Here is a 22,467-nt window from a genome sequence, read left to right on the forward strand (position 1 = left end):
AGTTGGCAAAGGCCGTCTGAAAACACGTTTCAGACGGCCTTTCCACATCAAGCCAGCTTCGCGCCGACCCAGTCTTTCACACTCTCAATCATCGCGGGCAGTTTCTCCGCATCGCTGCCGCCTGCCTGTGCCAAATCCGGTCTGCCGCCGCCTTTGCCGCCGACTTGTTCGGCTGCAAATTTGACCAGATCGCCTGCTTTGACTTTGGCAGTCAACGGTTTGGATACGCCTGCGCACAGGGAAACTTTGCCGTCGTTGACTGCGGCGAGCAATACGATGGCTTGTTCTGATTTACCGGTCAAGTCGGTCACGATTTCGCGCAGGGCGGCTGCGTCGGCTTCGATTTGGGCAGCAACGAGTTTGGCTGCGCCCAGGTCTTTTGCATCGTCCAAGAGTTTGGCGCCTGCATGGACGGCGAGTTCGGCTTTGGCGCGTGCCAATTCTTTTTCCAATGCTTTGGCGTGTGCCGCGCCTGCTTGAATTTTCGCCAGTACGTCTTTTTCGGTTTGGGCTTTGGTTTCGGCAATAATGTCTTTAACCAAGCGTTCTTGATCTTGCGCCCATTTGAGTGCGTTCAGGCCGGTGATGGCTTCGATACGGCGCACGCCTGCGGCAATACCGCCTTCGCTGATGATTTTGAAGAGGCCGATGTCGCCGGTGCGTGAAACGTGTGTACCGCCGCACAATTCGGTTGAGAAACCGCCCATTTGCAGTACGCGTACTTCGTCGCCGTATTTTTCGCCGAAGAGCATCATGGCGCCGGTCTTTTGGGCATCTTCCATGCTCATAATGGCGGCATTGACGGCAACGTTGGCCAAAATGGCTTCGTTGACGCGGCGTTCTACTTCGGCGATTTCTTCGGCAGTGACCGCTTGAGGATGGGAAATGTCGAAACGGGTGGATTCGGCGGTAACCAAAGAGCCTTTTTGTTCAACGTGTTCACCCAATACATCGCGCAGGGCTTTGTGCATCAAGTGGGTCGCGCTGTGGTTGCGCATATTGGCATTGCGGATTTCGTCATCCACTTTGGCGGTAACGCTGTCGCCGACTTTCAGACGGCCTGAAGTTTGTACGCCGAATTGGCCGAATACAGCCGCTTTGATTTTTTGGGTATCGCGTACTTCAAAGCGGTTTTCGCCTGCAAAGATATAGCCGACGTCGCCGACTTGGCCGCCGGATTCTGCATAGAACGGGGTAAAGTCGATAACGATGGCACCTTCGTCGCCTTCGTTCAATTCGTTGACTTGCTCGCCGTCTTTGTAGAGGGCGAGGACTTTGGATTCGGTTTGGCGTTCGCTATAACCTTTAAACTCGGTGTCTTGACCTTCGTAAGGCAGTTGGGCGTTGGCTTTGAAGCTTTGTGCGGCGCGTGCGCGTGCGCGTTGTGCATCCATTTCGCGGTTGAAGCCTTCTTCATCCAAATCGATGCCCAATTCGCGCGCCATGTCGGCAGTCAGGTCGTAAGGGAAGCCGTAGGTGTCGTAGAGTTTGAAGATGTGTTCACCACCGATAACGAGTTTGCTGTTGGCGATGTTGTCCATCAAATAGGCATTTAAGGCTTCGGCAAACGGTTTTTCCGCGTCGGGAATATGGGCGGTTTCCAAAGCAGCCTGCAAATCGATATACATGCCTTCGTTCAGGCTACCTGAAACTTGGGGACGGATAACGATTTGCTTTTTGCCTGAAGCGGCACGGGAGGCGGCGGTGAATTCCACACCCTCTGCGGTTTTCAATGCCAGTGGTTTGCCCGCACCATCTTGCGGCAGCAGGCTTTCCAGTTTCAAGAATTTCATGCCGTTGAACACTTGATTGAACAAGCCCATGCCTTTTTCCAGCGTTTCGCCGAAACGGCTCTCTTCCGCGCGCAGGGCTTCCATAATCTGCGTCTGCTTCTCTTTCAACTCAGGATAAGCATCACCCATTACTTTCACCAAGTCGGGCACGAGTTTGTAGAAAAACGCTTGTTTCTGACCGAGTTTGTAACCGTGGCGTACGGCGCGGCGGACGATGCGACGCAGTACATAGCCGCGGCCTTCGTTGGACGGCATCACGCCGTCTGCAATCAGGAAGGAGCAGGAGCGGATGTGGTCGGCGATGACTTTCAGGCTTGGTTCTTCCATGCTGAACGGCGCGCCGGTTTCGCGGGCAACGGCTTTGAGCAGGTCTTGGAACAGGTCGATTTCGTAGTTGCTGTGGACATGCTGCATGACGGCGGCCATACGTTCCAAGCCCATGCCGGTATCAACGGATGGTTTAGGCAGCGGATTCATATTGCCTTGTTCGTCGCGGTTGAACTGCATAAATACGCAGTTCCAAATTTCGATCCAGCGGTCGCCGTCTTCTTCAGGGCTGCCCGGAATGCCACCCCAGATTTCTTCGCCGTGGTCGTAGAAAATTTCGGAGCAAGGGCCGCAAGGGCCGGTGTCGCCCATTTGCCAGAAGTTGTCAGACGCGTATTTCGCGCCTTTGTTGTCGCCGATGCGGACGATACGCTCGGCAGGCATGCCGATTTCGTTCAACCAGATGTTGTAGGCTTCGTCGTCTTCTGCGTAAACGGTCGCCAACAGTTTGTCTTTAGGGATGTTCAACCATTCGGGGGAAGTCAGGAATTCCCAAGCGAAGTGGATCGCGTCGCGTTTGAAGTAGTCGCCGAAGGAGAAGTTGCCCATCATTTCAAAGAAGGTATGGTGACGGGCAGTGTAGCCGACGTTTTCCAAGTCGTTGTGTTTGCCGCCTGCGCGTACGCATTTTTGCGCGGTAGTGGCGCGGTTGTAGGGGCGTTTGTCAAAGCCGAGGAATACGTCTTTAAATTGGTTCATGCCTGCGTTGGTAAACAGCAGGGTCGGGTCGTCGTGTGGCACGAGCGAGGAGGAGCGGACGATGGTGTGGCCTTTAGATTCGAAAAATTTCAGGAATTTTTGGCGTAGTTCGGTGGTTTTCATAATGTCTCGATAAATTTTTTACAAGGATTTCAGACGGCCCGGACGGCGCGTTGCGATTAAAAACGAATGGGCGTTATCTTACCGCAAAACCATATTTCAAGCTATCGGCAGAAAGGTTTTAAGTTGATTGCAATCTGTCTTTCAGACGGCCTTAAGCGGGACGATATCTTTTAACAATGAAGCCTATCCGCTCGGGCTTGCCTGCTTTATAATGCCTCTCTATTTTCAACCGGATACGCAAGGAATGATAATGACCAAACATCTGCCCCTTATCGTACTGACTGCGCTGGCACTGGCCGGCTGCGGCGGCTCGGACAAAACTTCTGCCGACAAGGCGGCTCAAACCGATAATCAAAAGGTATTGAGCATTTACAACTGGTCGGAATATGTTGATCCCGAGACGGTTGCCGCGTTTGAGAAAAAACACGGTATCGCAGTAACTTACGATGTATATGACAGCGATGAAACGCTGGAGAGCAAGGTGTTGACCGGCAAGTCGGGTTACGACATCGTAGGTCCTTCCAATGCGTTTGTCGGTAGGCAGATTAAGGCAGGTGCGTATCAGAAAATCGACAAATCCCTGATTCCCAACTATAAAAACTTGAATCCTCAGTTGATGAAACTGATGGAAGGCGTTGATCCGAACCACGAATATGCCGTTCCGTTTTATTGGGGTACTAACACCTTCGCTATCAATACCGAGCGTGTGAAAAAGGCTTTGGGCACGGATCAGCTGCCGGACAATCAATGGGATTTGGTGTTTAACCCCGAATACACGTCCAAACTCAAGCAATGCGGCATCAGCTATTTGGACAGCGCAGCGGAGATTTATCCTATGGTATTGAACTATATGGGTAAAAATCCAAACAGCAGCGAAACGGCGGATATTAAGGCGGCTACAGAAGTCTTGAAGAAAAACCGTCCGTACATCAAGCGTTTTACCTCGTCCGGTTTTATCGATGATTTGGCGCGCGGCGATACTTGCGTAACGATTGGCTTCGGCGGCGATTTGAATATTGCCAAACGCCGTGCCGAAGAAGCAGGCGGCAAAGAAAAAATCCGTGTGATGATGCCGAAAGAGGGCGTGGGAATTTGGGTAGACTCGTTTGTGATTCCGAAAGATGCTAAACATGTGGCCAATGCCCATGCGTATATCAATGATTTCTTAGATCCTGAAGTTGCGGCGAAAAACGGCAATTTTGTTACTTATGCGCCATCCAGCAAACCGGCTCAGGAGCTGATGGATGAAGAGTTTAGAAACGACAATACGATTTTCCCAACCGAGGAGGATTTGAAAAACAGCTTTATCATGGTACCTATCCAGCCGGCGGCATTGAAATTTATGGTCCGTCAATGGCAAAGCGTGAAAGCAGGGACATAAGCTGATTTAAACGTATTAAGGCCGTCTGAATGGTGTAACCGAAATCCTTGATTTCGTTTTACGGCTGTTCAGACGGCCTTTGGTTTGTATTAGCTTGGCTTGGGTAAGGTTTAAAAACAAAGGGCGTGTATATCAATCACGCCCTTTGTGTTTGTTTCAGACGGTCTTAGAATTTCACGCCTTTATGCAGTGCAACGATGCCTGCGCTCATGTTGTGGTAATCCACGCTGTCAAAGCCTGCATCCAGCATCATTTGCTTTAAGGTTTCTTGGTCGGGGTGCATACGGATAGACTCGGCGAGGTATTGGTAGCTGTCGGCATCTTTGGCAATCAGTTTGCCCATAATCGGCAACAGTTTGAAAGAGTAGAGGTCGTACACGCCTTCCAAAGGTTTGTACACTTTGGAGAATTCCAACACCAGCAGGGTGCCGCCCGGTTTCAATACTCGGTACATTTCTTTCAGCGCGGCATCTTTGTGCGTCATGTTGCGCAGGCCGAACGCGACGGAAACCAGATTGAAATAGTTGTCGGGGAATGGCAATTTTTCAGCGTCTGCCAACGATACGGGCAGAATCATGCCTTCGTTGAGCAGGCGGTCGCGGCCGACCGTCAGCATGGAGGAATTGATGTCTGTCAGCCAAACTTCGCCTTCTTTGCCCACGCGTTTTGCCCAGCCTCGGGACAAATCGCCTGTGCCGCCGGCGATGTCCAATACTTTGTCGCCTTTTTTCAGGCGGGCGGTATTGATGGTGAAATGTTTCCAAACACGGTGCAGACCGCCGGACATTACGTCATTCATAATGTCGTAGTTTTTTGCCACGGAGTGGAAGACTTCGGCAACTTTGCCTGCTTTTTCGTCTTCATCAACGGTAGAGAAGCCGAAATGGGTTTTGTGGTCGCTCATAGTGTCTGCCTTCTTAAAATAATACGGATTCAGATATTGAATACGTCGAAATCGCCAACCACTTTCGACGCGGGAAATATAGTTTGTGCCTGCTGCTCCAGCATCAGGCGTTGCTCTTCTTCGGTATGACGTGCGCTGATGTGGGTCAGGTAGAGTTGTTTCACATTGGCTTGCAAAGCCAGCTTGGCAGCATCGGATACGGTTGATTGGAACACTCGTTCCGCTGTCTCTTCATCGTTTGCCGCAAAGGTTGCTTCATGCGCCAAAACGTCTGCGTTTTGTGCGGCGCGTACTGCCTGCGGACAGGCTTTGGTATCGCCGAAGATAGCCACTACCCGTCCTTTTTTTGGTGGGGAGAGGAACGCTTTGCCGTCAATGATTCTGCCTTCGTCCAATGTTACGGACTCGCCTTTTTTCAGACGGCCTTTCCGCCGCAACCGCTGCTACCGCAGGAATGCGTGTGTTTGGGTTTCAAATCTTCGGCACTTGGTGTTCTGGACGCGCCGGCTTTTTCGAGGCGGTCGAGATAGTCTTGCCAAAGCGAGTCTTGATTGTGCGCTAGTCGGTAGAGATAGTCCCAGTCGTAAAGGCCGCTGTCGTGGCCGTCTGAAAAAGTAATTTTCAAGGCGTATTGGCCGACGGGGTCTAAATCGGTAATGCTGACTTCGGCTTTGCCTGTTTGCAAAACATCTTGACCTGGACCGTGTCCGCGCACTTCCGCGCTGGGCGAGTACACGCGCAGGTATTCGGCAGGAAGGCTCTTGGCACCGTCAACATAGACCAAAGTTAGTACGCGCCGCTCTTGCTGGAGGCGGATTTCTTGTGGGATTTTATCGGCTTGGGTCATGTCATGCTCCGTTCTTTTTACGCAAATAGGCAACGCGTACAGAAAAAATACCGCCAAGTACGGCAAATAACACGATTGCGTAGAGTGAAAACCGTATCAGGCTCACTTGGGTGTCCGCCGTCAGCCCCAAAGGCAGCAACATCACGGCCACGAACAGTAAAAACGCGGCCAACATGGCGACAATGCTGGCAAAGGCATAGCGGGTATTGGCTGCTGTTTGCGGATGTTTGGTCATATTGGATAGCTTGCCGTAGGGTGGTGAGGCGGTATTTTATCAGCTTTTTGGTGCTTCATGCCGTCTGAAAACGGCTTTATTTCCATAAATAAAGTGTAATGGCACGCCTGTCTTCGCCTTCGGGCATTAAGCGGATGCTGCTGCCTTTGCTTCCGTTGACACGGATAATGATGCCGCCGGCCTGCCGCTCGATAATGTCGATTTGGGTGTCGCGGTTCATGCGGTAGTTGTAGCGTTCGCATTGTTTCAAGCACCAAAAATCTTGCCAATGGATAAAATATTTTTGTCCGGATTCGATGGCCAGCGTTTCGCCGCCTTTGACGATGAAGTAAGGGTAATCGGGTTTTTGCGTGCTGAATGTCCATTCGGCCGTTTTGTCTTTTCCGTTTTGACGGTATTCGAACACGGCACGGTAGTCGGTGTCGTATTCCAATGGCTGTAAAGGAAACAGCGCAAATTGGCGGTCGGTCAGGAGGCGGTTTGGGTCATTATCTTTATCTAATATTTTGACGTCTCTGATTTCTTTTGTGTCCTGATACAGTTTGAACGAACGCATTTTGACCGGAGGCGATTGTTCTGAGAACGCGATGCTGACCGGATTGCCGGTCATTTCATAATGAGGCATAGGGTCGGGACGTTCGCCATGGAAAACCGGTAAAGCGAAGTTGCCTTGCGGATAGGTGATGTAAGGCCGGAATTTGCGGTTGGAGATTTCATCCGCATAAACAATGGAATGGCCATGACAGGCATCTTGATAAAACGAGCGGCTGAGGTCGGAGAGGGGGCGGTTTTTTTGGCAGAGGCTGTTGAATCTGCTGTCGCCCTGATTGATGCTCAGCGCGATTTGTTTGCCTTGCGATTCAAATGCGGCTCCGGCCTCGTCGATATTTTGATCGAGTAAGGAGAGACGGTGGTAAATCGCCGTCATCAGATTATCCAGCTGATGTTGGGCAGGTAGATGGCTGTTGATTTTTTCGTTTGGCGGATGCTGGCCGGTGCTGACGTTTTCGTGCACGCCTTTATAGGCATAACCGGCTTTGCGCGTGCGGTCTGATGGGCGTGGGCCTGTATAAAAGGGATTGTGTGTATTGTGTTCGTCATGTCCGTCGTCAGGGTTTTGCAGCAGATAGCGGGCATGATTGCGCGCGGCACGTTCGAGTGTGGCTGAGTGCGCCAGTGCGGGCAGATTGGCTGAGGCGCGGAGGAAGTTTAAATACGCCAAAGCGTCAAAATCGGCAACGGCAGAACGATTTTGTGGCGGTTGGGCATAGATGAGCTGGTCTTCGGAATAGCGATGGGTTTCGTAGTATTGGAATATGCCGAGGGTGACGGCAAAACCACCCAGCCAGTAAAGAATGTGTTTCATTATATGTACTGCGTTCAGACGGCCTTGAGCTACGGCTCTTTTTCTTTGAAACTCATGCCGTTAAATGATTATTTTGATAGCGGCTTGACTTGGAATGCTTCAGGATGGGATTTGAAATATTCGACAGCGATAAATCCGCCGCCAATAATAATCAACAGGGCAATGGCCATGCCGATCATCGCTAAAATGAATTTGTCCATATTTGTCCGTTTGAATGAAGGCCGTCTGAAACACTTGAAAGCGTTCAGACGGCCTTAAAGTCAGGTTAATTAACGTTCGATTTGCGATACGTCGCGTACTGCGCCTTTGTCGGCGGAAGTCGCCATCGCGCCGTAGGCACGCAGGGCTGCGGAGACGTAGCGGTCGCGGTTTTCCGGTTTCCACGCTTTGCTGCCGCGTGCTTCCATTTCGGCACGGCGTGCGGCAAGCTCTTCATCGGAAATGACAAGGTGGATGCTGCGGTTTGGAATATCGATTTCGATGGTGTCGCCTTCGTGTACCAAACCGATTGCGCCGCCTTCTGCCGCTTCAGGCGAAGCGTGACCGATGGACAGGCCGGAAGTACCGCCGGAGAAGCGGCCGTCGGTCAGCAGGGCGCAGGCTTTGCCCAAACCTTTGGATTTCAGGTAAGAAGTCGGATACAGCATTTCTTGCATACCCGGGCCGCCTTTAGGGCCTTCGTAGCGGATAATGACGATATCGCCGGCCACGATTTGATTGCCCAAAATACCTTCTACTGCGTCTTCTTGGCTTTCAAACACGCGGGCGCGGCCGGTAAATTTGAGGATGCTCTCGTCCACGCCTGCGGTTTTCACCACGCAGCCGCGCTCGGCGATGTTGCCGAACAATACTGCCAAACCGCCGTCTTGCGAGTAGGCATGTTCAACATCGCGGATACAGCCTTTTTCGCGGTCGAGGTCGAGGGTTTTCCACATACGGTTTTGCGAGAACGCCTGAGTAGTGCGCACGCCGCCGGGAGCTGCTTTGAAACGCTCGATGGCATGGGTGTTTTCAGGGTTGGTCACGTCCCATTTTTCAATTGCGTCTTTCAGGGTCGGCGCGTGGATGGTGTACACGTCGGTGTGCAGTTTGCCTGCTTTGTCCAATTCTTTCAGGATGGCGAAGATGCCGCCTGCGCGATGCACGTCTTCCATATAGTAGTCGTGGTTGTTTGGCGCGGTTTTGCAGATGCAAGGTACAACGCGGCTCAGGCGGTCGATGTCTGCCATTTTGAAATCGACACCGGCTTCGTTGGCGACGGCCAACAGGTGCAAAATGGTATTGGTCGAGCCGCCCATGGCGATGTCCATGGTCATAGCGTTTTCAAACGCTTTTTTAGTGGCAATACTGCGCGGCAATACGGTTTCGTCGTCTTGCTCGTAGTAGCGTTTGGTGATTTCGACAATCATGCGGCCGGCTTCGAGGAATAATTCTTTGCGGCCTGCGTGGGTAGCCAGATAAGAACCGTTGCCCGGCAGGGAAAGGCCGAGTGCTTCGGTCAGGCAGTTCATGGAGTTGGCGGTAAACATGCCGGAGCAGGAGCCGCAAGTCGGGCAGGCGTTTTGTTCGACTTCTTCGACTTGTTTATCGCTGATATTGTCGTCTGCCGATTCAATCATGGCATCAATCAAGTCCAAACGGCGTTCTGGTTGAATATTGGCTACGCCGATAACTTTACCGGCTTCCATCGGGCCGCCGGAAACGAAGATGGTCGGAATATTCAGGCGCATGGCGGCAATCAGCATGCCCGGAGTGATTTTGTCGCAGTTGGAAATGCACACCAGCGCGTCGGCGCAGTGAGCATTGACCATGTATTCGATGGAGTCGGCAATCAGGTCGCGGCTGGGCAGGGAGTAGAGCATGCCGCTGTGGCCCATGGCGATACCGTCGTCAATGGCGATGGTGTTGAATTCTTTGGCAATGCCGCCGGCTTTTTCGATTTCACGGGCAACCAGTTGGCCCATATTGTGCAGGTGTACATGGCCCGGGACGAATTGTGTGAAGGAGTTGGCAATGGCGATAATCGGTTTGCCGAAGTCAGTTTCCATGACGCCGGTTGCACGCCACAATGCGCGCGCACCTGCCATATTGCGGCCGTGGGTAGAGGTTTTGGAGCGGTATTCAGGCATTTTTGTTCCTTTGTTTTATGCTGAGGCCGTCTGAAATAGGCTGGTTAATTGGCGGCCCGTTGTAGAAATAACTCGGTATTTTATACCAATTACGAGCGATGAAGCACGCTATTTTGTAATAAAACTAAACTGCATTTGCTTCACCTGAATTTGCTGTCCTCTCGTTCAGACGGCCTGAAGTTTTCTTAGGATGAAACGTTGTCTTTCTCATTTGCAAAAGATGTTGGCATCAAAAAGTGATATGATAGGGAAATTCTCACATTTCTAAGGATAAGACGATGAAAAAAATCATGTTTGCATTGTGTTCTGCCATGTTGGCTTCTGCTGCGTCTGCCGCTGTTTATAAAGTGGACGAATTCCATGCCAATGCCCGCTTTGCCATCGACCATTTCAACACCAGCACCAACGTCGGCGGTATTTATGGTTTGACCGGCAATTTGGAATTTGATCGTGCCAAACGCCAAGGCTCTATCGATATCGTATTGCCTTTGTCCAAACTGCAAACCGGTTCAGATCGCTTTACTCAACATTTGAAATCTGCCGATATTTTCAATGCAGACAAATACCCTGAAATCCGTTTTGTATCCACCAAATTCAATTTCAACGGCAAAAAACTGCTGTCTGTTGACGGCAATCTGAACATGAACGGCAAAACTGCGCCGGTAAAACTCAAAGCCGACAAATTCAACTGTTACCAAAGCCCGATGTTAAAAGCAGAAGTATGCGGCGGCGACTTCAGCACCACCATCGACCGTACCAAATGGGGCTTAGATTATTTAGTGAGTGCCGGTATGAGCAAAAAAGTAAACATCAATATCCAAATCGAAGCAGCCAAACAATAATCCTGCTTGATTTCAAAATAAAGGCCGTCTAAACAGGTAAGGCAGAAATCGTTGATTTCATTTATCCCTGTTCAGACGGCCTTATGATTAAAGACGTTTAGGATTCTTTATTTTTATCGGCTTTGGCTGCCCAATAAGTTGCCAGGAGTGAGCCGGAGATATTGTGCCACACGCTGAACAATGCGCTGGGAACGGCAACAACCGGCGCGGCGGCAAAGTGTGCGGCGGCAAGGGCGGCACCTAAGCCTGAGTTTTGCATACCGACTTCGATGGCCAGCGTTTTTTGTGCATCATAAGGCAGGCCGGTCCATTTGGCGGCAAAGAAGCCGAGCAGATAACCGATGCCGTTGTGGAGTACGACAACCGCGAAAATCAGCAGGCCGCTTTCAATAATCTTGCCTTTGCTGGCGCCGACTACCGCGCCGATAATCAGCACGATGGCGGCAACGGAAACCAGCGGCAGCGCATCGGTCAGTTTTTCGGTTTTGTTGCCCAAGACTTTATGGACAATCAAACCCAAAACGATGGGGAACAAAACCATTTTGACGATGGACATCAACATACTGCCCGCTTGGATTTCCAGCATTTCACCGGCAAGCATCAGGAAGATGGCAGGGGTCAGCAATGGAGAAATCAGGGTGGAAACCGATGTAACGGCAACCGACAAAGCCACATTGCCGCGTGCCAGATAAGTCATTACATTGGAAGCCGTACCGCCCGGGCAGCAGCCGACCAAAATCACACCGACTGCGATTTCGGCAGGCAGGTTCAACAGCTTGGCCAGCAGATAGGCGGTTGCCGGCATGATGGCGAATTGTGCAATCACGCCGATGATGACGGCTTTGGGGCGTTTAAACAAAATATCAAAGTCGGAAGGTTTGAGCGTCAAGCCCATGCCGAACATAATGATGCCCAGAAGCCAAGGAATGTAAGGGCCGACCCATTTGAAGGTGTCGGGTGCGGAAAAAGCGATGCCGGCAAAGAGCGCCGCCCAAAGGGAAAATGTTTTTCCAATAAAGTTGCTGATTTTATTGAGGATACTCATGATAATATGTTGTGAAGTTGTTTTTAAGGGACATCAAGGATACACGTCTTAACCTTAATTTGCAAAATGACTTAAAAATAAACCAGGCCGTCTGAAAATAGAGATTGATTTTCAGACGGCCTGCAATTTGTATTTATGATATAGGCGGTATTACTCTTTTGATAAAATATTGCGCAGCCATCGCGCGACAGGTGCGATTTCTCCGGCGAGCATGCCGGTTTCGATTTGGCTGCTGTGTTTGATGACATCGGCCGCCGCACCATGCAGCCAAACGCCGGAACAAGCGGCCTGGAATGCCGGAATGCTTTGTGCCATCAGGCTGCCGATCATACCGCTTAAGACATCGCCGCTGCCGGCAGTGGCCAAACCGGCATTGCCGCTGGTGTTGGTATAGACCATGCCGTCAGTTGCGGCAACTAATGTATGATGGCCTTTCAATACGACAGTCGCGCCATATTTTTGGCTGATTTCGGTTACGGCTTTCTGCCTGTCGGCTTGAACTGATTGAGTATCGGTACCGAGTAGGCGGGCGGCTTCGGCCGGATGAGGTGTCAGGACGATATGTTTGTACGATTTGAGACGTTCGGCCAATTCGGGAGAACGGGTCAGCAGTGTCAAGGCATCTGCATCGAGCAATAAAGGCCGGTCATGGTGTGTCGACAGGATTTTGGGCAGCAGCTGCTCTGATAATCCGTCCAAACCGAATCCGCAGCCGATTACCCGTGCGCTGACATCGTTGCGCTCCATCAGTTGGGCCGCAGTGGCGAGCATGATTTCAGGGCGTTCGGGAATGATGGCAAAAGGCAGCGCGGCTTGGTTGAATCCCGCCCAAACCTTGCCGCACCCCTGATACATGGCGGCTGTGGCTGCTAAAACCACTGCACCGCTCATTCCCGTTGCGCCGCCGATAATGGCAAGCGTGCCGTATGTGCCTTTGTGCGATTCTTGGACGCGGGGGCGGAATACGTCGGGAAATGCTAAGGCCGTCTGAAAGGCCTGAAGCGATTCGGGAAGCGTGTAGATGGGCTGCATGGCGTAACCTTCCAAGATAAGAAATTTAATTTTAAATCAGAAAGTAAAAGGTAATGAAGCAAAAAATAAAAGTTTGGGACGCACCTACGCGCCTGTTCCATTGGCTCTTGGTGTTATTGATGGGTTTTATGTGGTACAGCGCAACCCAAGGCGGCGATATGCTGGTATGGCACTTGCGCGGCGGCTTGTTGATGCTGGCTTTGGTGGCTTTCCGCTTGTGCTGGGGGATATGGGGCAGTGATACGGCAAAATTCAGCCGATTTGTGCGTCCATTTTCCGAAATCCGCCGCTATACGCAAGGTCAAATGTCTGAAGACGAATTGGTCGGCCACAATCCTTTGGGCGCGCTGATGGTCATCGCTTTATTGGCCGCCTTGGTTTTTCAGACGGCCACAGGCTTATTTGCCGCCGATGAAAATACGTTTACCAATTCCGGCTTTTTAAATCATTTGGTCAGCGAACACGCCGGTACGCTGGCGCGAAAAATCCATGTCAATTTCTTTAATGTTTTAGCTGTTTTGGCGGGTGTACATATCGCGGCTGTTTTGCTGTATCGCTTTGTGAAAAAACAGGATTTGATTACGCCGATGATGAGTGGCTTTAAAACTATTGATGCCCAACAGCCTAAATTGGCAGGAATGGGACAACTGCTTGCCGCTTTGTCGGTAGCGATTGTGTTAGTGTGTGCAATATGGATGTTGCGCGGCTGATGTTTTAAAACGGATACCAAAAACAAACCGACCCCGATAGCCGAAATGGCTGTTGGGGTCGGTCTCTTTTTAGGGTTTAAAAGATGATGTTCAGACGGCCTTAACGCAGCGCAAGATGCTGTGGCCGCGGCCGATGCCGTCTGAAATTTCCGCTACTTTCAATCCGGCTTTTTCAACGCAACGGATCAGGTCTTCAGAATGGAAGATTTTGCTGTTGCCGTTGGCCATGGCAGTGAAATACAGGCTGGTCATGGTCAGGCAGTAGGCAGCGGTTTCGTAGCGTTGTCTGTCCCAGAAAGGCTCCATGATGTAGAGGCTGGTGTTTTCGCTCATAGATGCAGCGGCGCGTTGAAGAATGCTGGTGGCTTGTTCTTCGGTGAAACAGTCTAGGAATTGGCTCATCCAGATCGCGTCAAAACCGGTTGGGAACGGAATCTCAGGATCAAGCAGGTTGGCCGGATGGGCGTGGATACGGTCCGCGCCGTTTTTGCCTTTAGTCGCCTCGCGCATCAAGCCGATTTGTTGCGGCAGATCCATGATGGTTACTTCGACTTTGGCATTGTGGTTGACGCATTGTTCCGCCCAGCGGCCGGTATTGCCGCCGACATCGAGCAGTTTTTTAACCGGTTTGGCGAACACGGTGTTCAGTGCTTCGGCGAAGGAGTTGTCGGAATAATAATGGTCGAATGCAAACCATTTTTCCTGCGCGACGCTTGGCAATGAAGACAAGCCTTCGTAAATGGTCGGCCAGTCGCCGAATACTTTCAGGCCTTCGGGCTTGCCGGTTTGCAGGGTTTTTTCCAAATCAAACATGCCTAGGTAGCAGATTTCCTGCGTGAAATCCATGTTGACGCGGGCCATTTTGTCTTTGAGGACAAACCAACCGGCCTTGCTGATGAAATAGCGGTTGTCGCGAGTCAAGACAGTGCCGATAGACAGCGAAGCTTCCAGCAGGACTTGTGCCGCGTAGTTGCTGATTTTCGCTTTTTCAGCAATTTCGGCTTGAGTGAGGCCGTCTGGATGGTCGTTCAGCAGGTCCAGAATGCCAAATTTCACCATCAGGCGGGAAACTTGGAACACAATCGGTGCAAAAGCGATTTCTTGAGCCAGACGTTGAGCCTCGCCTGCAGACTGGTGTTCGTGGGAATAGCGTTGTTCTAGGGCAGGGAAGAGTTGCATATTGTTGGTTTTCCACTAAAAAGTTAATAAGTATATTCAGACGGCCTCAAACACAATCCGTCCTGATGCACACGGATACTCTCCGTTGTTGATTTTAAAGCTCAGTTTGTTTTTACCTTCATCGTATTTTAGCTCTACCGACACTTTATCGTGAGGACGGATAAACTGCTGATATTTTAGATTTTCGATGCGGATGACGCGCTGTTTACTCCATGGCTGGGGCGCGATCAGGTTGCGCACCCATTGCAGCTCGACCACGCCGGGAACCAGCGGGAAGGTGGCAAAATGGCCACCGAAATAAACCAAATCCAAAGGCACGCGCCCGATAAAAGTTTCAGTATTGGTTTCATCGTCAGATGATGTTTTCGACCAAACGGGCGAAGTTTGGGCAACGGTAAAGGCCGTCTGAAAATCCGCCGCAGCGATTTTGGCTTGGGCATTACGTGGCAGGTTGTCGGTAAAACGCCAGTAACGCGGCAGGGCAATGGTGTCCTGCGTGGCGGCCAGATGGCGTTTGAGCGTATCGGCAACCGCAGCACGGCCTTTTTCGCGCAAGGCGGCGATACCGTCTGCGTTCAATGCTGCCCATATGGCAATGCGTTGATGCTGCGGATGACGGCCGCAGTGGGCGTCGGCAATCCAAGGGTGTTGTAAAAGTTCGTGTTCGATTTGGGTCAGCGACACGCGTTTGTCCTCAAATTTAATAATGCGGTCTTGACGACCGAGTAACAGAAAACCGTCATCTTGCGGCTCGATCAAATCGGCTGTTTGGCGGCGCTCGGGCGACCAAGGCGAAGAAGCCCACAGTGCGCCTTCTTCGTTTTGTCCGATTTCCACGCCTTCGAAAGGCTGCCATTCTTGGCGTTCGCAACGTGAGGCAATCACGCCGGTTTCGGTACTGCCATAAACTTCAAACGGGCGGACGGCAGCCTGTTGCAGCAAATCCGCCGTGGCTGCGGGCAATGCGCCGCCAGCCGAGACAATGCCTGCAATTTTATGGCCGATACTTTGCCAGTTGCGGTTTTCACCCAAGCGGTTGAGTACGGCCGGACTGGCAATCCAAACCACTTTATCATGTGCGGCTGTGCTGGAAAGCAGGTTTTCCGGATAAACTGCCTGCTGTCGTTCCATAGTCCAACCCATTGTCAGCGCGAGTGCGAAGCGGAAAGTGAAGCCGTAAAGGTGTTGCGGAATTACGCTGCCGATCACGGTTTCACCGTGTTGTCCAAATGGCAGCGTATTTGCCAAAGTCAGGGCTTCTGCCTGCATTTGCGCGGCGGTTTTCACAATAATTTGCGCTTCGCCGCTGGATCCGGATGTTTTCAGCCATGCTTCGGCATGGTCGGGAATCAGATGGTTTTCAGGATAGGTGTTCAGCTCTTCCAAATCTGTTTTAGCTAATACATCAGGCAAGTGCCAGATATTTAGGCCGTCTGAAGACAGCTTTTTATCTGTTGAATCTGTTAAAAACGCCTCTGCAGTTTTCCCCCATTCTAAATTGTCTTGCGCCAAATTGGGCAGCAATAAAACCTTCCCGCCAGAATGCCACACTGCCAGCACAGCACAGGCAAACAGTGCGGCATCATCAAACCACAACGCGGCCGTTTGCACGCCTGCCTGTTTCAGACGGCCTGACAGATGGAAAACCGCACGGTTGAAATCAGCACGCGTCCAATTCGGATGCGTGGCGATAAGGTCGTGTTGGGGTAGGTCGGGGGATAGGATTTGGGTTAGGTGCATGATGGTTCTAAGGTTTTATAATTTTGATGTATTTGCCTTGGTATCTTCTTTGAATTGGGCCAAGCATTCATCGTATTGTTTGTTTGTCGTTTGGCGTACTAATTCGTAATCATTTGCCTGCCACTCTTCCAATGAATGGCTTTCACTTCTTTTGAAGCAATGGAGTAGCCGATCGGTTTTGCCGCTTTGTCCGTCTAAAAAAAGGCTGACTTCATTGTTTAGAAAGAATCGGTCTCGTTTATTGAATTTTTCATAAACCAAATAGAAACGGCCCGGTTGGACAAATAGTTTTTTATTGGCACTATTGCCTTTAAATGACCGTTTTGCCGCCCAATCGCGAACTTTTGGGGAGAATTGTTCAAAAACAGGATTCGCAAAATTCGGTTTAATGGGCTTCCCGCTTAAACTGTGTTTGCCCAGCAGGTCAGGGCCTTCATATGCAATATGACCGCTGCTACCGGCAAGAATGAATAATGCAAAAGTTGCTGTAAATACGGCTGTTTGTGCAGCTCTTGCTTTTACCGTATTGGATTTCCGAATAATCATCAAATTCATGCTGCTGGTTGTGATATCGTCAGAATAACGATTGTGTATTCGGTCAATGACGGTCAGGTTTCCCGAGCGCGTTTTGATGGTGTGGCTGGTAACTTCCGTATAATTTTTCTTGTATTCGGCTTCTGCCTTTTCTTCAGGGGATAAAGGCGTTTTAGATGTAGAAGAGCATGCGGTAAATGTGAAGGAAATCAGGATGAGTAGGATAATTTTTTTCATTATGGTTATTCGTCTAATTGATGAAATATTTTTAATGGATTAAACCTTCAAAACCAATTTCCGATAAATCCACTCTCCGGCAAATAAGATTCCCATTAACACATACGACACAATGCCGGTATAAGCCGCCCACCAGTCGTAATATTGTAAGCCTGCCAAAATGGCGGCGGTTGCGCCGTTGAAGATAAAGAACGCGCACCAGATTTGCGTAACGCGCCGAGTGTGGTGCACACCTTCGGGCGGCAGGTCGGGGTGTTGCAGTCGGGCGAGGCGTTCGATAACGGTTTGTTTGGCAAACAGACTGCCGCCGAAAACGGCAAGCATCAGCGCGTTGACGGCAACGGGATACCAATACATCGAGTCAGGCCGTCTGAAAACCAGTACCGCCGCAAAAAAAGCAGCAAGGATAATCGCCGTAATGCGTTGGGCTGTGGTTTGCGGCATGGCGGCGCGTATCAGCCATAACACACACATGGCCGCGGCAAGCCAGAAAAATGCGCCGTTTTCCCTGCCGTAATACCATAGGAGCGGATACGCGAGACTGGCAAGGGTCAGTAGGAGTTTTCCTAGTATTTTCATGGTTGTGATTGATTTTCAGACGGCCTTGCGGATTGACAAGGCCGTCTGAAAATATGCTGATTCAAAGAGGAATCAGGAATCTTGTTGTACTTTCAAAACCGCTTGAACCACGTCTTCTACGGTGCGCACGTTGCGGAAGTCTTCGGCTTGCAGTTTGCGGCCGGTTTCGCGTTTGATGTGGTCGATAAGGTCGATAGCGTCGATGCTGTCGATTTCCAAATCTTCGTAGAGGTTGGTTTCGGGTTTGATGCGTTCCGGTTCGATTTCAAACAGGTTAACCAGTGCATCGGTCAGCAGGGTGCGTACTTCTTGTTCGGTCATCTTCTCTCTCTCCCTTATGCTTGGCGGCTCTTGACGAACTCGGCCAGAGTTTTGACGTTGGCGAAGTTTTCGCGCAGGTTGTCGTTTTCACCGTCGAGCTGGAAGCCGAAGGTTTTTTGTACGGCCAAACCAAGTTCCAATGCATCAACCGAATCCAGACCCAGGCCGTCGTCGCCGAAAAGCGGATCTTCGCTGCCGATGTCGGCAACGGTAATGTCTTCCAGACCTAAGCTGTCGATGATTAATTGTTTGATTTGGTTTTCTAAATTGCTCATGTGGTTTTCCTTGTAAAATAGTCTTGCAGGTATTCGTTTAAACGCCTTGCGGCGATGGGCAGGGGTTTTTCTGCCAGCCATTCTTCCGGCAGGATGTCGTCGCCGACGGTAATTTCATAATGAATTTTTTGCGGTGGGATTTTGTACCACGGTTGCCCCTTTTTAAAATTGGGCGGCGTCATCTTGATGCACACGGGCGTGATGACTGATGCGCTGCGCAAACCGAGCGATACGGCGCCGCGGTGCATTTTAACCTGTCCGTCCCAACCTGTGCGGGTGCCTTCGGGAAAAATTAGTAGGCTTTGCCCGCTTTTGAACACGGCATCGATTTCTTCCAGCATTTCCATACTTTCATCGTTGGGGATGTAGCCTGAAGCGATAATCTGGCTTTTCATGCTGGGGTTGTGCAACAGGTCTTTTTTAACCAGTACGTTTGGCTCGGAATAGTGGCTGATCAGCAAGACGACATCCAAAAGCGAGGGATGGTTGGCAAGAATGAGCTGGCCGGGTCTGCCGAGTTTTTCCAAGCCGTTGAAGCGGACGCTCAATACGCCCGACCATTGCAGGTAGCCGACGAAGAAACGCCAAACTTTGCCTATCATGCGTCTTGCTTCAAGTTGACGTTTGATGTCGCCTTTGGTCGATTTGAGCGTATAGGGCAAAAGTGCGATTTTGAACAATACGCCTGCAACGCCGAAGAGGATGAAGCCGAAGAGTGTGGCAAAAAAGCGACGGAAATAGTCTAAAGTCTTCATGCGTTTTTCTGCCAGTGCCAGTTTCTACCGATATAGTGTTGCGTGTGTTGTCGGCCGTCTGAAAGCAGGAAGCGTATCCACTCCAAGCTGCTCCAATAGGGCTCGACTGTTGTATCGTTAGGATTTTCAGACGGCCTTGCGGATGTGCTTTCCAAGCTCAAGGTATAGTCTTCGCCCTTTGTGATGACCAGTGCCAATGCATAGGCAAACGGCGCACGGGTAGCCAAAACAGGATAGTCTTCAGACAAAGGATCATCGGCGACAATCACTAAAACAGACGACGTGCCGTCTTGCAAAAGCGCAAATGCCTCGGTCAGCGCGGTTTCAAAGGAATCGGCGGCAACGGCCAAGGCAGTATGCTCGCTCATGTCTTTGCGCAACATCGACCATTGCCCAATCGTTGCGTTGTGGACGGACAGACCGAATGAGGTCGGCGAGACGGTATGCGTGTTCAAAAGTTCTTGCCACAATTCAAAGCTGCGGTTGCTTTCGCCGTCGTGCGAAACGTAAACCGGTACGCTTTCGGGATATTGGTCGGCCAGATTCCATGCGGCATCACAAACCAAGCGTGCCGCTTTTCCCAAGCGGCGGCGTTGCATAGGCGGCAAAAAGGAGAGCGCGGGTTTGCACTCCGGCAGTGAGGCGGTATCGAGTTTTCCCTGCGCCCAGTCCTGCCATTGCTCCGGCGTACTGATTTTGCTGGAGGAGGCCTGCCATGCGGCGATATTGAAGCTGAAACGGCAAACGTTTTGAGGCATGATGTCTTTCAATGTTTTACATTTTCATACATTGTAATGAAATGAGTTAGTAAAAGCTAGGCTCTGTTATAATGCATATTGTAACGTAATTTATTCCCGGATGACATTTTATGCCTTCAATACCGAGTGCCCCGATTTATGATGTGGCTTCGCTGCTTCCGCACAGCGGACATATGGTGCTTATCGACTGTGTGAAAGAATTTGGCGATGACTACACGGTTTGCCGTGCGCCGGTTGGCGATAAGCATATTTTGCTGCAGGACGGTGTGTTGCCGTCTATGGCTTATATGGAATTGATGGCGCAGGGTATAGGCGCGTTTGCAGGCATTGAGGCTTTAAAGGCCGGAGAGCCTGTACGCTTGGGTTTTTTATTGGGAACGCGCAAGCTGGATTTGTTTGCCGATTCCGTGCCTGTCGGTACTGAGCTGGAAGTCAGGGCGCATGTGTCCATTCAGGATTTGGGCGGCATGGGCGTATTTGATTGCGAGTTGCGCTGGACGGATGCGCCGGAAGATGTGAAGCATCTGTTGCCGCCGGACGGTTTACTGGCAAAAGCTTCTTTAAATGTGTACAGTCCGAAAGACGGTCAAGTCATTTAAACCGTTTACAAGGCCGTCTGAAAAGACAAAGATTCAGACGGCCTGTCGATATAGTGAGAAAACGTATGAGTGAAACTATTTTAATTACAGGGTCTAATCGCGGTATCGGCAAAGCTGTTGCGCTTGGTTTGGCGCAGGACGGCTTTGATATCGTCGTCCATTGCCGCAGCCGCCGCGATGAAGCGGAAGCTGTCGCGGAAGAAATCCGTGCATTGGGTAGAAATGCGCGCGTGTTGCAGTTTGATGTGTCTGACCGCGAAGCCTGCCGTGAAATTCTGACTGCCGACATTGAGGCAAACGGCACATATTACGGCGTGGTGTTGAACGCCGGCCTGACGCGCGACAATGCGTTTCCTGCGTTTACTGATGATGATTGGGACTTGGTGCTGCGTACCAATTTGGACGGTTTTTATAATGTGTTGCATCCTTTGACCATGTCGATGATCCGCCGCCGCAAAGCCGGACGGATTGTGTGTATGGCATCGGTGTCCGGTTTGACGGGCAACCGCGGTCAGGTCAATTACAGCGCGTCCAAAGCGGGCCTGATCGGCGCGGCAAAAGCCTTGGCGGTTGAGTTGGCAAAACGAAAAATTACCGTCAACTGCGTGGCACCGGGCCTTATCGATACCGATATTATCGATGAGAACGTGCCTGTCGAAGAAATCTTAAAGGCCGTCCCTGCTGCGCGTATGGGATTGCCTGAGGAAGTGGCGCATGCGGTGCGCTTTTTGATGGATGAAAAAGCGGCGTACATTACGCGCCAAGTGATTGCTGTGAACGGAGGTTTGTGTTGAATACCAGAAGAGTCGTAGTAACAGGTATCGGCGGTATTACCGCCTTCGGCCGTGATTGGCAAAGTATTCAGACGGCCTTTAAAGCCGAAAAAAACGCGGTCAAATGCATGGACTGGAGCGGACGCTTTCCTGAATTGGAAGCGCAACTGGGCGCGCCGATTGAAGGCTATTCCCCTCCAGAGCACTGGACACGCAAGCAGCTCAGAAGCATGGGGCGCGTGTCGCATTTGTGTGTCGATGCGGCGGAACAAGCCTTGACGGATGCGGGTTTGCTGGGTGATGAAAGCATTACCGACGGCCGTATGGGCGTGGCGTGCGGTTCGTCTGTCGGCAGCACCAAAGACATCGGCGATATGGGCGAACTTTTGCTCACCGGCACATCGCGCAATTTCAACGCCAATACTTATGTGCGTATGATGCCGCATACGACTGCCGCCAATATCGGTATTTTCTTCGGCTTAAAAGGCCGCATTATCCCGACTTCGAGCGCGTGTTCTTCCGGCAGCCAAGGCATTGGTTATGCCTACGAAGCGATTAAATACGGCCTGATTGATATGATGCTGGCGGGAGGTGGCGAAGAGTTTTGTCCGTCCGAAGTGTATGTTTTCGATTCACTTTATGCTGCCAGCCGCCGCAACGGCGAACCTGAGCTGACCCCGCGTCCTTACGACAACGGACGCGACGGCTTGGTCATCGGCGAAGGCGCAGGCATTTTCGTATTGGAAGAATTGGAACACGCCCGTGCGCGCGGTGCGAAAATCTATGCCGAGCTTGTCGGCTATGGTGCCAACAGCGACGGCAGCCACGTTACCCAGCCGCAAAAAGAAACCATGCAAAAATGTATGGAGCTTGCGCTGAAAGATGCCGGTATTACGCCTGATAAAGTCGGCTATGTCAGCGGCCACGGTACGGCGACCGAAAAAGGCGATATTGCTGAAACATTGGCGACTGAGGCAGTGTTTGGTTTTGTGCCGATGAGTTCGCAAAAAAGCTATCTCGGCCATACACTCGGCGCATGCGGCGCATTGGAAGCTTGGTTTACCATCGAAATGATGAACAACGGTTGGTTTGCGCCGACCATCAATTTGGAAAACATCGATCCGCGTTGCGGCAAGGTGGATTATATTCAAACAGGCGGACGTGAGATTCAAACCGATTATGTGGTCAGCAATAACTTTGCTTTTGGCGGCGTCAATACTTCGCTGGTGTTTAAACGTTGGCAAGAATAATCATTGCTTGATGTTATGATTAAAGGCCGTCTGA

The 22,467-nt window shown here is 51.0% G+C and carries 24 protein-coding genes; 6 read left to right on the plus strand and 18 right to left on the minus strand.

The window, feature by feature from the left end:
- Window positions 1-47: 47 nt before the first annotated feature.
- A complete protein-coding gene (alaS, locus tag ACTHTG_RS06090) occupies window positions 48-2,942 on the minus strand; it encodes an alanine--tRNA ligase (protein ID WP_440360590.1) in 2,895 nt (964 codons plus the stop codon).
- Window positions 2,943-3,192: 250 nt separating this feature from the next.
- Between alaS and ACTHTG_RS06095 the strand changes: the two genes are divergently transcribed.
- Window positions 3,193-4,323 carry a polyamine ABC transporter substrate-binding protein gene (locus ACTHTG_RS06095; RefSeq protein WP_070461746.1) on the plus strand — a complete coding sequence of 377 codons (1,131 nt, stop codon included), beginning with the start codon at window positions 3,193-3,195 and terminating at the stop codon, window positions 4,321-4,323.
- 166 nt (window positions 4,324-4,489) lie between these two features.
- On the opposite strand, the gene ubiE is transcribed toward ACTHTG_RS06095, so the two are convergent.
- The 7 genes from ubiE to ilvD form a co-directional block, all read right to left on the minus strand.
- On the minus strand, window positions 4,490-5,227 hold the full coding sequence (ubiE, locus tag ACTHTG_RS06100; protein ID WP_004519946.1) for a bifunctional demethylmenaquinone methyltransferase/2-methoxy-6-polyprenyl-1,4-benzoquinol methylase UbiE: 738 nt from the start codon (window positions 5,225-5,227) through the stop codon (window positions 4,490-4,492).
- Window positions 5,228-5,256: 29 nt separating this feature from the next.
- Complete coding sequence (locus ACTHTG_RS06105) at window positions 5,257-5,622, minus strand: MBL fold metallo-hydrolase (protein ID WP_440360589.1); 366 nt, start codon at window positions 5,620-5,622, stop codon at window positions 5,257-5,259.
- A 20-nt stretch (window positions 5,623-5,642) separates the two neighbouring features.
- Window positions 5,643-6,074: a gamma-butyrobetaine hydroxylase-like domain-containing protein gene (locus ACTHTG_RS06110; RefSeq protein WP_107696901.1), complete on the minus strand. Its 432-nt coding sequence runs from the start codon at window positions 6,072-6,074 to the stop codon at window positions 5,643-5,645.
- Between the two features lies 1 nt (window position 6,075).
- Window positions 6,076-6,309 (minus strand): cytochrome b6, encoded by a 234-nt coding sequence (locus ACTHTG_RS06115; protein ID WP_107810353.1) that lies wholly within the window; start codon window positions 6,307-6,309, stop codon window positions 6,076-6,078.
- A gap of 76 nt (window positions 6,310-6,385) precedes the next feature.
- A complete protein-coding gene (locus ACTHTG_RS06120) occupies window positions 6,386-7,675 on the minus strand; it encodes a CAP domain-containing protein (RefSeq protein ID WP_440360588.1) in 1,290 nt (429 codons plus the stop codon).
- Between the two features lie 68 nt (window positions 7,676-7,743).
- Window positions 7,744-7,875, minus strand: a complete 132-nt coding sequence (locus ACTHTG_RS06125) for a hypothetical protein (RefSeq protein WP_256388404.1) — start codon at window positions 7,873-7,875, stop codon at window positions 7,744-7,746.
- Window positions 7,876-7,944: 69 nt separating this feature from the next.
- The gene (ilvD, locus tag ACTHTG_RS06130) at window positions 7,945-9,804 is read right to left on the minus strand and encodes a dihydroxy-acid dehydratase (RefSeq protein ID WP_003746398.1); all 1,860 of its coding nucleotides are present in this window, start codon (window positions 9,802-9,804) and stop codon (window positions 7,945-7,947) included.
- 278 nt (window positions 9,805-10,082) lie between these two features.
- On the opposite strand from ilvD, the gene ACTHTG_RS06135 reads away from it, so the two are divergent.
- A complete protein-coding gene (locus ACTHTG_RS06135) occupies window positions 10,083-10,646 on the plus strand; it encodes a YceI family protein (RefSeq protein ID WP_308538484.1) in 564 nt (187 codons plus the stop codon).
- A 97-nt stretch (window positions 10,647-10,743) separates the two neighbouring features.
- Here the strand turns inward: ACTHTG_RS06135 and ACTHTG_RS06140 are convergent, their stop codons facing one another.
- A complete protein-coding gene (locus ACTHTG_RS06140) occupies window positions 10,744-11,691 on the minus strand; it encodes a bile acid:sodium symporter family protein (protein WP_070843204.1) in 948 nt (315 codons plus the stop codon).
- 150 nt (window positions 11,692-11,841) lie between these two features.
- On the minus strand, window positions 11,842-12,723 hold the full coding sequence (locus ACTHTG_RS06145; protein ID WP_308538483.1) for an NAD(P)H-hydrate dehydratase: 882 nt from the start codon (window positions 12,721-12,723) through the stop codon (window positions 11,842-11,844).
- Window positions 12,724-12,776: 53 nt separating this feature from the next.
- Between ACTHTG_RS06145 and ACTHTG_RS06150 the strand changes: the two genes are divergently transcribed.
- Window positions 12,777-13,433: a cytochrome b/b6 domain-containing protein gene (locus ACTHTG_RS06150; protein ID WP_308538482.1), complete on the plus strand. Its 657-nt coding sequence runs from the start codon at window positions 12,777-12,779 to the stop codon at window positions 13,431-13,433.
- 90 nt (window positions 13,434-13,523) lie between these two features.
- Here ACTHTG_RS06150 and ACTHTG_RS06155 read toward each other — a convergent pair whose 3' ends face one another.
- The 8 genes from ACTHTG_RS06155 to ACTHTG_RS06190 all read right to left on the minus strand — a co-directional run bounded on the left by ACTHTG_RS06155 (window position 13,524) and on the right by ACTHTG_RS06190 (window position 19,811).
- The gene (locus tag ACTHTG_RS06155; RefSeq protein ID WP_004519935.1) at window positions 13,524-14,612 is read right to left on the minus strand and encodes a methyltransferase; all 1,089 of its coding nucleotides are present in this window, start codon (window positions 14,610-14,612) and stop codon (window positions 13,524-13,526) included.
- A gap of 36 nt (window positions 14,613-14,648) precedes the next feature.
- Window positions 14,649-16,352 (minus strand): AMP-binding protein, encoded by a 1,704-nt coding sequence (locus ACTHTG_RS06160; protein WP_440360587.1) that lies wholly within the window; start codon window positions 16,350-16,352, stop codon window positions 14,649-14,651.
- 15 nt (window positions 16,353-16,367) lie between these two features.
- A complete protein-coding gene (locus ACTHTG_RS06165) occupies window positions 16,368-17,123 on the minus strand; it encodes a hypothetical protein (protein WP_004519933.1) in 756 nt (251 codons plus the stop codon).
- Window positions 17,124-17,162: 39 nt separating this feature from the next.
- On the minus strand, window positions 17,163-17,702 hold the full coding sequence (locus ACTHTG_RS06170; RefSeq protein ID WP_070504640.1) for a hypothetical protein: 540 nt from the start codon (window positions 17,700-17,702) through the stop codon (window positions 17,163-17,165).
- 72 nt (window positions 17,703-17,774) lie between these two features.
- Window positions 17,775-18,023 (minus strand): acyl carrier protein, encoded by a 249-nt coding sequence (locus tag ACTHTG_RS06175; protein WP_003680823.1) that lies wholly within the window; start codon window positions 18,021-18,023, stop codon window positions 17,775-17,777.
- Window positions 18,024-18,037: 14 nt separating this feature from the next.
- Window positions 18,038-18,298: a phosphopantetheine-binding protein gene (locus ACTHTG_RS06180; RefSeq protein WP_003680822.1), complete on the minus strand. Its 261-nt coding sequence runs from the start codon at window positions 18,296-18,298 to the stop codon at window positions 18,038-18,040.
- Entirely contained in the window at window positions 18,295-19,053 is a 759-nt protein-coding gene (locus tag ACTHTG_RS06185) for a lysophospholipid acyltransferase family protein (RefSeq protein WP_049344240.1), read from the minus strand. Before ACTHTG_RS06185 ends, ACTHTG_RS06180 begins: the two co-directional genes overlap by 4 nt.
- Complete coding sequence (locus ACTHTG_RS06190) at window positions 19,050-19,811, minus strand: beta-ketoacyl synthase chain length factor (RefSeq protein WP_070504637.1); 762 nt, start codon at window positions 19,809-19,811, stop codon at window positions 19,050-19,052. The genes ACTHTG_RS06185 and ACTHTG_RS06190 overlap by 4 nt, the downstream gene beginning before the upstream one ends.
- A gap of 110 nt (window positions 19,812-19,921) precedes the next feature.
- Here ACTHTG_RS06190 and ACTHTG_RS06195 point away from each other — a divergent pair, with 110 nt between their 5' ends.
- From ACTHTG_RS06195 to ACTHTG_RS06205, 3 genes are all read left to right on the plus strand, one after another.
- Entirely contained in the window at window positions 19,922-20,410 is a 489-nt protein-coding gene (locus ACTHTG_RS06195) for an ApeP family dehydratase (protein WP_049336784.1), read from the plus strand.
- 65 nt (window positions 20,411-20,475) lie between these two features.
- The gene (fabG, locus tag ACTHTG_RS06200) at window positions 20,476-21,204 is read left to right on the plus strand and encodes a 3-oxoacyl-ACP reductase FabG (RefSeq protein WP_049336783.1); all 729 of its coding nucleotides are present in this window, start codon (window positions 20,476-20,478) and stop codon (window positions 21,202-21,204) included.
- A complete protein-coding gene (locus ACTHTG_RS06205) occupies window positions 21,198-22,433 on the plus strand; it encodes a beta-ketoacyl-ACP synthase (protein ID WP_070504626.1) in 1,236 nt (411 codons plus the stop codon). Before fabG ends, ACTHTG_RS06205 begins: the two co-directional genes overlap by 7 nt.
- Window positions 22,434-22,467 lie beyond the last annotated feature (34 nt).

This window comes from Neisseria sp. P0017.S009 (assembly GCF_051957375.1).
Classification (GTDB): domain Bacteria; phylum Pseudomonadota; class Gammaproteobacteria; order Burkholderiales; family Neisseriaceae; genus Neisseria; species Neisseria perflava.